This is a genomic window from Flavobacterium hauense (assembly GCF_054457175.1).
In genome coordinates this window covers 12,428-27,046 of record NZ_JBTKVX010000007.1, presented here as the reverse complement: position 1 = coordinate 27,046, position 14,619 = coordinate 12,428, and the positions used below count along the sequence as shown (strand labels likewise).

Genomic DNA, 14,619 nt, shown 5'->3' with positions numbered 1-14,619 from the left:
ATTGATAGTTATATCAATTTACAGGCAAATAAACATCAATAGTAGTTCCCTCTCCCGGAGAACTGTGTATATCTATCTTACCTTCGTGATTACCAACGATTTTTTCGCAAAGCGCAAGGCCAATACCGGTACCTTCGTATTCGCTTTGGTGGTGTAGTCTTTTGAAGATGGTAAATATCTTGGAGAGGTGTTTTTCTTCTATGCCAATGCCATTGTCGGCAACAGAAATTTTATGGAAACTTTTATCGGCCAACAATTCGTAGCTGATTTTTATTTCAGGATTTCCTTCTACAAATTTTAGGGAATTGCTTATGAGGTTGTAGAATAACTGACTTAACTGTACAGGAATCCCATTTACCACAGGAAGTTTATCAACCGTAACATTAGCGCCTTTTTCGTGTATCAGGAATTCAAAATCGCCAATAACATCGTCAAGCACTACATTCAGGTCGACTTTAGAGAATTCGCTTTCCTTTAAAGATAGTTTGGAGTAATTCAGTACGTCGCTAATCAATCGGGACATACGCTCGGCAGCCGAATTGATCTTGTTGAAATATAACTTCTCTTTTTCTTCCTGTGAGAGGTTACGCTCTGCCAACGAAGTAAAGTTCCTTATTTTTCGTAACGGTTCCTGAAGGTCATGGCTCGCTATATAAGCAAACTGTTCCAGTTCCTTATTTTTTCTTGACAGTTCTTCGTTAGAAGCTTTCAGGCTTTCCTGCGTCTGCCTTAACTCTTTGTTGTCTTTTAAGGTCTCTTCGATGAGCTTTTGGGCATGGATGTTTACCATCGATATGATATACTCGGAAACATCCCCATTATCATTATTATCGGGAACAATAGATATCAGCTGCCACAGGTATCCGTCTTTACTGTTTACCCTCGCCTGCCCCGAAAAGCTATTGCCCTTTCGTTTTACAGCATCCCACCCATTGCTTACCACAACAACATCGTCAGGATGAAAAACAGTAGCAATAGAGGTTTGGGAAAAGGTTGTAAAACCAGAGCCAAAAACATCTTTAACTCTTTTATTAGCCAATGTAACTGCACCAGTACCCGTAATTGAAAACACAAGTAGCGGCACGGTATCGGTAAGCTGCCTGTATTTTGATTCGCTGTCACTCAGCTTTTCCGAAAGCTCAATAAGCTGAATGTTCTTCTTGCGCAGCTCATCATAAGGCGACAATGAAGTCTCTTTTTTGAAGTGCTCTATAAAAGACGTAATTCGTATTGGAGATATGATACCGGAAAATGGGATCTTTAAATTCAACAGAATCTGGTAAACGCCATCATGGTGTTTTTTTACGATGTCCTTAGACAAACGTGATGCATAAGCATACGCTTCTGCATTGCATTTTTCAAGATCAACGCCATCAGTTATTACCGCCGTGATCTCTTTTTTGCCTCCGCTTAAAAAAGAAATGCCTAAGGTAAGGTTGGAATTTTCGCCATTAGCGATGGCGCAGCGTGCAATTTCAGAGACCGCAGTCGCAAACCTTGTCTGTGCAGAAGGCATCAGCCCGCACAGTTCTGCCAGCTTCATGGTGCGTTTGTGCGCCAGAATCAGGTCCATTTCATTGTCAAGGCTAATGCGTACTATTTCTTCCATTTACATATTTATTTTGGCAGTAAAGACCGTCATGTCGTCGTTGTGCCTTGCATTATCTTTATAAAGTGCAGCAGCAATTATATTTGGGTCAAATTTTAAGATGCCCGGCATTTCCGAAAGGTTCCATCTTGTGCGCAATCCGTCGGAATGCATTATCAGGGTCTGATATTTTTCAAAGTCCTGCGTAGAATCGTTGACCGTTCTTGGAATATTATGTCCTACGATACCGTTATAAGGTGTGTAATTCTTGGCAGACAGCCCCGTGTAGATGCTTGTCGAGATATTACCTATACCACATAGCGTCCATTTTTTAGCTTCTAAATCAAGATACACGACCGTGGCGACAAGGCCACGCGTTTTTTTTACTTCCTGATGAATATATCGCAACACTTCTGCAGGGCTTTTTTCTTTGCACTGCTTAAAGGCAACTATGGCTTCTTCGGCTGCTTCGTGTGCATTGGCACCATGTCCAAGTCCATCGCCCATAAAAAACTGGTATCCGTTGCCAAACCTTTTAACGGCATAGCCATCGCCACATACTTTTTCTCCCGGACAGCACACCTGTACGGCTCCGGAGTCTATGACTTTTTTATCGTGAGCCGGGGTAACTTCATTCTGATATATTTTACTATGCACAATAGTTCCCCAATCTTTATTAGTAAAAATACCTGAAGTACTGCTCAGGCGTTCAATAGCTCCAAGTCCCTGCCCAAGCGTAGCTGAAGTTGACACACCATCCTGGCGCATTCTTGCCAGATTGGGTATACCCCTGCCGTTGTCGATGCAATATATTTCAAAGAAAGTACCGTTTTCATCAGTACTGACCCTATATAAAAGTTCGCCTTCTTCAGCAAATTTTACCAGGTTAGAAGTCAGTTCCGAAACTATAATGTCTATCTCACCTACTTTCTGTGGACTGAATCCTCCTGCAACCACAAGGTTATGTATTTCTCTTTTTACATAAGAGACATAACTCCTGTCATTAATTTTATAATTCAATAAGACGGTATCAGCCATTCTTCCATTTTATTATCGTCACTGTGGTTCCTTCCCCTTCAGCTGATTTTATATCAAATTCATTCACAAGCCTTTTTGTTCCGGGCAGGCCTAACCCTAAGCTCTTACCGGTACTGTAGCCGTCTTTCATGGCGAGGTCAATGTCCTTTATCCCGGGTCCTTTATCAGAGAACCTCAGGAGAATGCCGTTTTCCCTGCCATTATTTACAGACTCGATCTCAGCAGTACCGCCACCTCCATATTTAAGCAGGTTACGCACCAGTTCGCTGGCAGCAGTGATCAGCTTGGTTTGGTTCAATATCCCCATACCAATCTTTACCGCTTCCTCCTTGACCTTGTTCCGGAAAGGAACAACATCCTGCTCGCGAACGATAAGATAGTCCTGTTTACTCAGTGTTGTTGCTCTCATCATGATAACTTTGGCCTTCACTTAATAAAATTTTTGAACGCAAAAGTTCCATTCCTTTCTCAACATTAAGTGCTGTAGCAACACCGGTTAAGGTAAGGCCAAGTTCTACCAAAGTCATTGCAACTGCAGGCTGCATACCCACAATAACCGACTGTGCCCCCATAATGCGGGACATGATGCCGATATTGCCAAGTATACGCCCCATAAATGAATCGATGATCGATACTGAAGAAATGTCGATAAGAACCCCTTTAGAGTTATGTTTTTTTACAGCATTTACAAGATCAGTTTCCAGATTTTCGGCTAACTGGTCGTATAAATCTACCTGTATGGTGACCAATAAAAAATCACCCATTTTTAGAATAGGAATCCTTTCCATCAATCTAGTTGTTTATAAAATTGCCTTTCTTTTTATTCACTTCAAGCTGTAGCATGTTAAATGCTGTTTGCAGCGCACTCGCCAATGTAGATTTAGTTATGATGTTAGACAGATCGATACCTAAATGCACCACGATCTGCGCGATTTCAGGTCTGATACCACTAATGATACATTCTGCACCTAATAATCTTGTAGCGCTTACCGTTTTTATAAGGTGCTGTGCTACCAGTGAATCTACCGCAGGTACACCCGAAATATCAAGAATTGCTATGGTACTGCCGGTATCAACTATTTGCTGAAGCAGGTTTTCCATAACTACCTGAGTTCTGGCGCTGTCAAGCGTACCGATAATAGGAAGTGCAACAACACCATCCCATACACGTATTACAGGAGTAGAAATTTCAGTAATCTCATCTGTCTGCCTTGAAATAACATCTTCACGACCTTTAATAAAACCTTCAAAAGTAAGGATAGCCATGTTGTCTATGATCTTGCTTATTTTCAGGCTGTCTTCATAAAGCCTTACAGGATCGGTAATATCACTTGCAAGCGTCTCTAAAAGAGCCTCCTTAAATGTAAACATGTACACTCCTGTTTCCCTTGGCGAAAATCCTCTTTTTGCCCTTGAGACAGAAATACCCATAAGGATATCGTGAACCTTTTCGAACGACCTTGAATTCTGATCATCAATATTAGCGTCGTTTAAAGCACTTAAGAAAGCACTGACGAAATCCTCAGAATCTTCTTTTTGGTCGTCTGCGTTAAAGTAACTGTCCTGAGCCATTTGTTTGGTAACCCAAAGTTCAAGTATGGCATCTTTTTTTTCTTTCAAAATTTTTACTGAATTATCTTCCATTAGTAATAGTCGTTTCTAAAATTAGTTAACTGATTTTTTAATAAGAGTCATCCTCAATTTAGGTATGCACATTCTCACAAAGATACCTCTTTGATTTTCTAATATGTTATTTTTAATACAGATTTCCTTATAACTTAAGACACTCCAATCTTCGTTAAATATTTAAATTCTCTTTACAAAATACCCTTCTACATCCTGTGATGCAATAAATGGGATATTGATGAGTTGGCCCTGTTTGTTATGAATAGCTCCAAACAAGATGAAGCTTTTATATATCTGAGAAAGGTTACGGGAAAGAAACATCCGGTACAGGCGCATTTTGGTAGTATTGACACTCCCAAAGAGCATATAAACTTCAGGATGAAAAGAGCTGAAGATATACGCGGAGTAAACCACAGTATTAATGATCATTTCAAAGTCGTCATTATTACTTTGGCCGGTATCGTCTACTTCTACCTCGCCTGTTACCTCATTACTGAAAATGATATCACCAAAGCCAAGATTGTACACGTTCTCATTGAGCGTTTTGGAATACTTTACTGCCTTATGTATACTCCCGTTCTTACCGGTGCTGGTAAATTCAAAGACGGTAAAGTCGATATTAGCTGAGAGATCATATTTAGATGTGTCCATTTTCACAAGGTACGGCTTAATTTCCGGTTATTGGATGATTAGATTTTTAGATAGTTGGATAGTTAGCGCCGCTTTCTTACCTTCGTACTTCAATCTATAAGCCATACATGAACAACCTACTCGAAACTCCCATAGAATACCTGAAAGGTGTGGGTCCGGCACGCGGTGAGCTGCTCCGGAAAGAGTTGGGCATCCATAAATATGGCGACCTCATAAACCTTTTCCCTAACCGATACATCGACCGTACACGCTATTACAAGATCAACGAGCTGCTGAACAGCAACAGCGAGGTTCAGGTAGTTGGTAAGGTGATAAATCTTAAGTCCGTTGGAGAAAAGCGTACCCGTCTTGTAGCCACCTTTACCGATGGCACCGGCGAAATGGAACTCGTATGGTTCCAGGGCCAGAAATGGATACGTGAGAACCTGAAAATCAACGTGCCGTATGTGGTATTCGGTAAAGCAAGTTCGTTTAATGGCGTTTTCAACATGGCGCATCCCGAGATGGAACTCCTCACCGAACACGAACAGAGTCTACGCAGCGCCATGCAGCCTATCTACCCATCAACAGAGAAACTGATACAACGTGGCATTACTAACAAGGTGGTGAACAAAATTATGCAGCAGCTTTTCATTGAGACGCAGGCCTTGTTCAGCGAGACACTGCCCGGGCATCTGGTCAATGAATTGCAGTTGATTCCCAAGAACGCCGCACTGTTCAATATACATTTCCCGAAGAGCCAGGACTTACTGGCGAGAGCGCAATTCAGGCTTAAGTTTGAGGAACTGTTCTTCATACAACTGCAGCTGATCACCAAGAACCTTATCCGTAAGCATAAGATAAAAGGAAACCCGTTTGATAAGGTAGGCGACTACTTTACCAACTTCTATAACAATCACCTGCCGTTTGAACTGACAGGAGCCCAAAAACGCGTACTCAAAGAGATACGAAACGACATGGGTCAGCCTGCACAAATGAACAGATTACTACAGGGGGACGTAGGCTCAGGAAAAACAATAGTAGCCATGATGAGTATGCTGTTGGCTCTCGACAACGGTTTCCAGGCGTGTTTAATGGCTCCAACTGAAATCCTTGCCAACCAGCATTTCTTTGGATTGAGTGAGTTGGCTGCCCCGCTGGGAATCAACATTAAGATACTGACCGGTTCCACCAAAACTGCCGAACGCAGGATCATACACGAACAGTTGGAATCGGGGGAATTGCATATTATTATAGGCACCCATGCCCTGCTCGAAGACAAGGTGCAATTCAAGAACCTTGGACTGGCAATTATTGACGAACAGCACCGTTTTGGTGTGGAGCAGCGCAGTAAGCTGTGGCATAAGAATGAGATTCCGCCGCACGTGCTGGTCATGACCGCCACGCCTATCCCCCGTACGCTGGCGATGAGCCTGTATGGCGATCTGGATATCTCGGTTATCGATGAGCTGCCTCCGGGACGTAAACCCATACAGACCGTTCACCGTTACGACAGCAACCGACTAAAGGTTTGGGCTTTCCTGAAAGAGGAAATCGCCAAAGGCCGACAGATATACATCGTTTACCCGTTGATACAGGAAAGCGAGAAAATGGACTACAAAGACCTGATGGACGGTTACGAGAGCATTTCGCGCGACTTCCCGCTGCCGCAATACAGCCTGAGCATCGTACACGGAAAAATGAAACCCTCTGAAAAAGACAGCGAGATGGAGCGCTTTGCCAAAGGCAAAACCAACCTTATGGTTGCCACCACCGTTATTGAGGTGGGCGTAAACATACCCAATGCCAGTGTGATGATTATAGAGAGCGCCGAGCGTTTTGGGCTTTCGCAGCTGCACCAGTTACGCGGACGTGTAGGCCGAGGTGCCGAGCAAAGCTACTGCATTATGATGACGGGGCAGAAACTGAGCAACGACAGCAAGATACGCATGGAAACAATGTGCCGTACCAACGACGGCTTTGAGATTGCCGAAGTTGACCTTAAGCTGCGCGGCCCCGGCGACATTATGGGTACGCAGCAAAGCGGTGTACTGAACCTGCAGATTGCCGACCTCGTTCGTGACCGCGACATACTACAGCTGGCACGCCAATATGCTATTAAAATTTTAAAGGACGATGCCGCCCTGGCAAAACCCGAACACACCGCCCTACGCCTTGCCTTCCTCGAAATTAGCAAGAAGAAGAATATTTGGAATTACATTAGTTAACAGTTTTCAGTTGACAGTTAACAGTTGCTTACTCATTCCCTTTAATTTCAACGCTTCGCTTTTAAAATCCAATACAATCCTTATTGAATTTTGTATTACACTTCATTATTCTGTTTAAAATAAAAGCTATGGTACAGCTATGGCAATTATTCCGTTAATTAACGGGGCGTTAACCTTTGCCGCGTTTTGTGGTTCGTAATTTTAGGAAAAACAAAATTATACATCATGAGTACATTTAATGGAAAAACGGTAGTCATTACCGGAGCCGGTATGGGTTTAGGCCTTGCCGCATCTAAAATTGTTGCCGAAAGAGGCGCAAACGTTACGCTGGTAGATTATAACGAAGAAGCTTTAAATAAAGCCAAAGAAGAGATACTTACAACTGCGCCAAATGCAAAAATACTTACTGTAGTAGCTGACGTTTCTGACGAGGACGCTGTAAAGAACTATGTAGCTAAAACCATTTCCGAGTTTGGAAAAATAGACGGCTTTTACAACAATGCCGGTATAGAAGGTAAACAGGCTCCACTTGTGGACTACGACCTTGAAGTCTTTAAAAAGGTCATTGACATTAACCTGCTGGGTGTGTATTACGGACTTAAACACGTTATCCCAGCCATGCAGAGAAACGGTGGCGGAAAGATCGTGAATGTAGCTTCTGTAGGTGGTATAAGAGGAGTTGTAAACCAAATGCCGTATGTAGCGAGTAAGCATGCCGTTTCGGGTATGACAAAAAATGCCGCGATTGAGTACGGTAAAGACAATATTTTTACCAATGCCATTGCGCCGGGAGCGATCTTAACCCCAATGGTGGCAGGCGCCTTTAAGCAGGTAAACCCACAAGACCCTGCTGCTGCCGAAAAAGAATATGCACAGCGCAACCCTACCCGACGCCTCGGTAAACCGGAAGAAGTTGGCAAGCTGGTTGCCTTTTTGCTTAGCGACGACTGCCAGTACGTAAACGGCCAGACCATAGCCATAGATGGTGGTGAGTCTAACCTGTACGGTAACTCATAACCACACCACAAAGAATTATAAACCCCGGAGATTGTCTTCGGGGTTTTGTTTTTAAGTGAAGTTTGTAAAATCGTGCCTGTCATTGCGAGGAGGTACGACGTGGCAATCTATCCCTTGTAATTTTACTTACTTCAGAAAATCAGGTAATTATACGTAGCTTTTATTCGGTTAATTTTCCATATTTTGTTATGTTTATTATATCTGAAGTAGATAATAATTATTTTAAATCTAATTGTATGATTAAAAAAATTGATATTCAGAAATTTGGTGTATTCGACAAATACGCATGGAAGTCTGTAATAGGTCCAAATGAAGGATTTAGAAAATTGAACATTATATATGGTAGAAATTATGTAGGCAAAACAACTCTTTCTAGAATCATACGATGTTTAGAAAATAAATCTCTGCATAGCCAATACGAGGATGCAGATTTTTCATTAACATTTTATGATGAGACTATTGTTACCCAAAGTAATATTCAGGAATTCAACACCAATACAATCCGAGTATACAATACTGATTTTGTCAAAGAAAATTTAAGTTGGCTACATAATGATGATGGTAGTATTGTACCTTTTACAATTTTAGGTGCAAAGAATGTTGAAATTGAAAAACAGATAAATGATATAAATGACGAGCTCGGTAAAATTGAAGAAAATAAAGGTTTGTATTTTGAATTGCAAAATAAAAACAACGAATATCAAAACACAAAAAGACAATATGACGCCAATAAAACAGATATAGACAATAAACTTAGAACCAAAGCAGTCGAAATTAAAAATGATTCTACTTATGGTTTTCCTACATACCAGATAACTTATATAAAAAAAGAGATTGAATCTAAACCTTCAATCCTTCCCTCCGAAAAAGTATTTGAGTATAAAAAATTATTAAAAGAAGAATCAAAACCAAATGTTGAGTTATTACTAGAATCGAAACCAAATTTTGACTCTTATTTAATAACTACAAAAGAATTACTCGAAAAAGAAATTAGACCAACTCAACCCTTAACCGATTTGATTAATGACAGTCTTTTGCAAGAATGGGTTAGACAAGGGATTGATAGAAATAAATCAAGAGATAAATGTGGTTTTTGTGGAAGCACATTACCCTCTGATATATGGCAAAAGCTTGACGACCACTTCAGTAAAGAATCAGAAGAACTAAGAGTAAATATTAAAAAACAAATAGAAACATTAGAAATTGCGAAACAAGAACTTGCAAAATACATTAGTCTTACAAAAGATAGCTTTTATGTAACCTTACATGAAAAATATGATTCTTTAAAAAAATCATGGGAAACTTTATCATTATTGTATTCCAATAACATTGATATTCTAATAGAAAATTTAGATCAAAGAAATAAAGACATTTTTACTAAGGTTCAACTTCCAATTATAAACGACAACTCAGAAGATATTCTAAAACTGCTAGGAGAGTTTAATAAGATTATAAATGAAAATAATTCAAGAACAGAGTCACTTTCAACCGATCAAGATGATGCAAAAAAACTACTTAGGTATTCTGAAGTGGCTCGATATATTAGTGATATTGATTATTCAGAAAAAATTGGTGATATAGAATTACTTGAAGAAGTTGTAAAAGAACTTGAAACACAAAAAAACAATCTATCGGAAAAAGTTAATACATTAACTGAAGAAAAAAGAAAACTTGAAGCCCAAGCAAAAGATGAGAGCAAAGGAGCAGAACTTGTCAATCAATATTTAACCCATTTTTTTGGTCATCAAGAACTAAAATTAGTTGCTGAAGGTGAATCTCCAAATATAAAATTTAAAATAATTAGAAATGACGTAAAGGCTACTAATTTAAGTGAAGGAGAAAGTAGTTTAATTTCTTTTTGTTATTTTATCGCAAAGCTTGAAGACGAACTAAAAGTTGAAGCTAGTAATAATTTAATAATTTATATAGATGACCCTATCTCTAGTTTAGATAATAATCACATATTTTTCATCTTTAGTCTAATTGAAGCTATAATTGCAAAACCAAAAAAATATCTTCAACTCTTCATATCAACTCACAACCTAGACTTTTTAAAATACTTAAGAAAATTAACTGAACCAGATAAGTACAAATTCACACCTTCAGGAAAAAATATTCCTGGATTAGCAAATTTCATTTTAGAAAGAAAAAATAGGACAATAGCTCAGCTTGCAATGTCTCCAGAGTATCTTAGAAATTACATTACAGAATTTAATTATCTCTTTAATCAAATTTATCAATGTTCAATTTCAGATAAAGAGACTATATCGCATGATTTTGAATATAACTTTGGAAACAACATGCGTAAGTTTTTAGAGGCTTTTCTATTTTATAAATATCCAAGTCATAAATTAAATCTAAATCAGAGATTAACCAAGTTTTTTGCAGATGATACAATATCAATAAGTTTAATCAATAGAGTTATTAATGAATATTCCCACTTAGGAGATAATTTTGAAAGAGGATTAGAACCAATTGATTCAGAAGCTATACATCTTGTATCAAAAGCAGTTATGGAAAGAATTAATACAATTGATCCAGATCAATATCAAGCATTAATAGAAAGTGTAACTCCTATAGTTGAAAACCAAATAGAATGACAATCTAAAAATCTGTTAACTTTAATCATAAACTGACAACCTCTTCGTACCTTCCCGTTATGAAAATCGCAACCTATAACGTAAACGGGGTAAACGGCAGGCTTCCGGTACTGCTAAAGTGGCTTGGCGAGGCACAGCCTGATATCGTATGCCTTCAGGAGCTGAAAGCCCCGCAGGAGAAGTTTCCTGTAGACGACATCAACAAAGCGGGCTATGATGCCGTGTGGCACGGGCAAAAACAATGGAACGGTGTCGCCATTCTTACCAAAACCGGTATGGACGTTAAGGAAGTAGGCCGTGCGCTGCCCGGAGATGCCGAAGATCTGCAGAGCCGTTACCTAGAGTGTATGGTGGAAGGTATTCTCATCTGCTGCCTGTATCTGCCGAATGGCAACCCTGCACCGGAGCCTAAATTCGACTATAAGCTAAAGTGGTTCGAACGCCTTACCAAACGTGCTAAAGCCCTGCTTGACTTTAATATTCCCGTGATACTGTTGGGTGACTTCAACGTCATGCCTACCGAACTCGATGTTTACAAACCCGAACGCTGGGTAGACGATGCACTCTTCAGGCCCGAGACCCGTGCTGCTTTCCATAATCTTGTCGCACAGGGCTGGACAGATGCCATACGTCACCTCTACCCCACCGAAACCATATATACCTTCTGGGATTACTTCCGCGATGCCTATGGCCGCAACGCCGGATTGCGCATCGACCATTTCCTGTTGAGTCCGCAACTGGTGGACAAACTTAAAGATGCGAAGGTCGACCGCCACGTACGCGGTTGGGAAAAGACCAGCGACCATGCCCCGGTGTGGATAGAGATTGGTTGATAGTTGTCAGATAGCTCACTCTTGCCGTAAATGTTCTTTTGAAAATTTTCGAGTTGATAGGTTTCCCTTCCTTTGGAGGGGTGCCCATAGGGCGGGGTGGTTAATTATACTGGCAAAAATTATGGTATAACCACCCCGGCTTTCAGCCACCCCTCCAAAGGAGGGGAATCCTACTCTTTCCCAATAGTCCTCCCCCTTAACCCCTTTCCAAAGGAGAAGGGGAACACTCCTACCCGCTCACTCTTGCTTTTGAAAATGAATAAGCATGTATTTTGTCATTCTGAACGTAACGCAGTGAAGTGAAGAATCTAAAAATTAGGTCGTGATAGTATCAGAGATTCTTCGATTCCGCTTCGCTCCACTCAGAATGACAAACCGACACAGTGAAGCTGTCTAACATCTCAATTCTAATATCTAACATCTCTCTTAAAACACAATCTTATAACTTCCCTGCTTTAAACTACAACATAAATCATTAAATATCAGACTATCTTTATCTCGCGCTATAATAATTTATAGTTTGTAAGGATCTATTGGTTATGTATCCCCTCCCGTCATACGGAGGGGATTCTTTTTTTCCACCGCATAAAACAGCCTTTTTACCTCAATTAGTTTCATATATCGTTTTAGCTGAATATATTTGGGTATAACAATTTATAAAAAGTAACGCTTATGAGAAATGCCCCCAAAGCTCATTCGTTCATGAGAAACCTGCGATTAACCGTTTCGGCACTGGCGTATACCATTACGCACCTGGACGAGATCATCAGGTTTTGAACACAAAAGGCAGGCTTTTTAGGAAGGCCTGCCTTTTAGGTTGAGGCCTCACCCCAACGCTCTCCATGGAGAGGGAGTAGCTAAATCTTCACCGGCTGTAATGTCTTAACAATTTTGCCGGTATGGTCGCGAAATTGCAGCGTGCCATCCATAATAAGGCTGTAGAAACCATAGCCCTCTACAAAATCATAGGTGTTCTTGCCGGTATACTTTATCCTTGAATAATGCCTGCGGCCCGTTTCGGTATGGTAGACCAGATAAAAATCTTTCTTTATTTTCCCAATACTGAAATAAGTTTTGGTATCATGCTGCAGCACTTCCCATTTGCCAATCTCCATAATGGTTTGTGGTTTCGTGAGCTTTATCGCATCTTCCGAAAGCTTCTGAAGTTCTTTCAGGTTAATTTCGTGCCTGTCTTCCTCCATCCTGTAAAGGAAACGGGTAACAGGCGAAGCGCCATTGGTATGGAAATCTTCATCATATACCATGTCAAGTCCGTAAATATCGAGTAGCATACCGCCTACATAATAGTCCGGAAAACGGCCTTCAGGCAGCTGCTGTTTGTCACGCCCCTCAAGGATGATGGGAAACGTGTACTGCTTCAGTGCGCCCGACGGACAATGTATCCAGGTGAGCCACGGTGTAACATAGGCAGGATAATCATACTCCTTAACGACAGGGTAGCCATGATAGTGTATCAAAACGGCTGTTTTGTAATTATTTACAATAGCATTTTTCGCTACATCTTCCGACCCGCTATTAATGTTTGACTGATCAAAACTTTGTAGTGCTTCCCAATAGGCTTTTATAGTCTCACCTGAAAGGGATTTGATCTCTTTTTCGATCTTCGCAAAATCCTGTCCCATCATGGTAAACGAAAACAGGATTAAAAATGTAGTAGCAATTTGTTTTAGCATGGAATACTTTTTAATTCTATAAATATAAAACAAATCTTACGGCAGAATAGTATGTCAAACGAAATCATTTTGCAAAGGTAAGCTGCTTTCCAAAGATTTTACTGAAACGTTTCTTTCAGCAAGATGATGCTGTTTTTTCGTAAAGGATTTTTTCTAAATTTGTCTGCTTTCGCTAAAAAAACGTAAAGTGCAACATTAAAAATTTAAGTACTGATAATCAATACTTTACACGATTTAATTTTACGCACGAAAATGGCGTTTTGAGAACGAAAAGTGCAATATTAATTTCGTAAAGAATTTGTTAAAAATAAAGAAATAAGACAACATGATATCCTATAATCCCAAAGAGTGGTTTTCGTTTATTTTCAGGTTTCATAAAGGTGATACATTCCTTAAGCTTTTGCCTATAATGGCAGGTATCAGCGTTTACGCAGCAGTTGTAGCATACCTTGAGATGGAGGTGTTCAATCTTGCGCAAACCAGCCATGTAAAGAATATTACTGTTATGCATACCATGCTCGGATTCGTGATCTCATTATTGCTTGTTTTCCGTACCAATACGGCTTACGACCGTTGGTGGGAAGGCCGCCGGATGTGGGGTGCATTGGTAAACAACAGCCGTAACCTTGCCCTGAAGCTTGCTGTAATGCTTAAAGACAAAGAAGATAAAGAGCTGCTGCGTAAGCTTATAGGGGGTTATGCGTCGGTACTGAACCTGCACCTTAAGAATGCCGACATCAGCCATGAGCTGTTTGACGATGCAACCCTTTCGGCCGATCATTACAAACACAAACCCAACCAGATTGCCAAAACCATTATGGCAAAGCTCAACGATCTTTACCTTGCCGGTAAAATAAGCGGTGAGCAGCTTATCATATTAAATGCCGAAGTACAGTCGTTTACCGATATCTGCGGGGCTTGCGAACGCATCAAGAACACGCCTATTCCCTACTCATACAGTGCCTTTATCAAGAAGTTCATCTTTGCATACGTGATCACGCTGCCCTTTGGCTATGTGTTCCAGCTGGGGTACTATGTTATCCCGGTAGTGGTATTCATCTTTTATGTGCTTGCCAGCCTTGAGCTTATTGCCGAAGAGATAGAAGATCCTTTCGGTAACGACCCCAACGACCTGCCTACTGCCAGGATAGCCGAAAATATCGCCAAAAATGTAGAGGAACTTTTATATTAAGGCTTTGGGCGTGCCCTCCATTGCATTGCGGTCGGGCTGTTCGCTGTATCCCTGCGCTTCGCTCCGGGGATGCCGCTGCCATCCCTCACGCGATTTACGTTAAGAATGATTTATTACGTTTTTAACAGAAATACAAAACATAGTTTATAACTTTAAGAATTAAAATCAGAGCT

The 14,619-nt window shown here is 40.5% G+C and carries 12 protein-coding genes; 5 read left to right on the top strand and 7 right to left on the bottom strand.

The window, feature by feature from the left end:
• Positions 1-13: 13 nt before the first annotated feature.
• From ACX0HA_RS06270 to ACX0HA_RS06245, 6 genes are all read right to left on the bottom strand, one after another.
• Positions 14-1,609: a PAS domain-containing sensor histidine kinase gene (locus tag ACX0HA_RS06270; RefSeq protein ID WP_458844421.1), complete on the bottom strand. Its 1,596-nt coding sequence runs from the start codon at positions 1,607-1,609 to the stop codon at positions 14-16.
• Positions 1,610-2,626, bottom strand: a complete 1,017-nt coding sequence (locus ACX0HA_RS06265; RefSeq protein ID WP_458844420.1) for a SpoIIE family protein phosphatase — start codon at positions 2,624-2,626, stop codon at positions 1,610-1,612.
• On the bottom strand, positions 2,619-3,056 hold the full coding sequence (locus tag ACX0HA_RS06260; protein ID WP_458844419.1) for an anti-sigma regulatory factor: 438 nt from the start codon (positions 3,054-3,056) through the stop codon (positions 2,619-2,621). The genes ACX0HA_RS06265 and ACX0HA_RS06260 overlap by 8 nt, the downstream gene beginning before the upstream one ends.
• Positions 3,013-3,414 carry an STAS domain-containing protein gene (locus tag ACX0HA_RS06255; protein ID WP_458844418.1) on the bottom strand — a complete coding sequence of 134 codons (402 nt, stop codon included), beginning with the start codon at positions 3,412-3,414 and terminating at the stop codon, positions 3,013-3,015. Before ACX0HA_RS06255 ends, ACX0HA_RS06260 begins: the two co-directional genes overlap by 44 nt.
• A gap of 4 nt (positions 3,415-3,418) precedes the next feature.
• On the bottom strand, positions 3,419-4,270 hold the full coding sequence (locus ACX0HA_RS06250) for an STAS domain-containing protein (protein ID WP_458844417.1): 852 nt from the start codon (positions 4,268-4,270) through the stop codon (positions 3,419-3,421).
• A 162-nt stretch (positions 4,271-4,432) separates the two neighbouring features.
• Entirely contained in the window at positions 4,433-4,903 is a 471-nt protein-coding gene (locus tag ACX0HA_RS06245; RefSeq protein ID WP_458844416.1) for a DUF6934 family protein, read from the bottom strand.
• 107 nt (positions 4,904-5,010) lie between these two features.
• Here ACX0HA_RS06245 and recG point away from each other — a divergent pair, with 107 nt between their 5' ends.
• The 4 genes from recG (at position 5,011) to xth (ending at position 11,560) form a co-directional block, all read left to right on the top strand.
• Entirely contained in the window at positions 5,011-7,110 is a 2,100-nt protein-coding gene (gene recG / locus ACX0HA_RS06240; protein WP_458844415.1) for an ATP-dependent DNA helicase RecG, read from the top strand.
• A gap of 225 nt (positions 7,111-7,335) precedes the next feature.
• Positions 7,336-8,127 carry a glucose 1-dehydrogenase gene (locus ACX0HA_RS06235; protein WP_458844414.1) on the top strand — a complete coding sequence of 264 codons (792 nt, stop codon included), beginning with the start codon at positions 7,336-7,338 and terminating at the stop codon, positions 8,125-8,127.
• A gap of 236 nt (positions 8,128-8,363) precedes the next feature.
• Complete coding sequence (locus tag ACX0HA_RS06230; protein ID WP_458844413.1) at positions 8,364-10,727, top strand: AAA family ATPase; 2,364 nt, start codon at positions 8,364-8,366, stop codon at positions 10,725-10,727.
• 59 nt (positions 10,728-10,786) lie between these two features.
• Entirely contained in the window at positions 10,787-11,560 is a 774-nt protein-coding gene (gene xth / locus ACX0HA_RS06225) for an exodeoxyribonuclease III (RefSeq protein ID WP_458844412.1), read from the top strand.
• A gap of 857 nt (positions 11,561-12,417) precedes the next feature.
• Here xth and ACX0HA_RS06220 read toward each other — a convergent pair.
• The gene (locus ACX0HA_RS06220; protein ID WP_458844411.1) at positions 12,418-13,254 is read right to left on the bottom strand and encodes a hypothetical protein; all 837 of its coding nucleotides are present in this window, start codon (positions 13,252-13,254) and stop codon (positions 12,418-12,420) included.
• A gap of 325 nt (positions 13,255-13,579) precedes the next feature.
• Between ACX0HA_RS06220 and ACX0HA_RS06215 the strand changes: the two genes are divergently transcribed.
• Complete coding sequence (locus ACX0HA_RS06215; RefSeq protein ID WP_458844410.1) at positions 13,580-14,446, top strand: bestrophin family protein; 867 nt, start codon at positions 13,580-13,582, stop codon at positions 14,444-14,446.
• Positions 14,447-14,619: the final 173 nt, after the last annotated feature.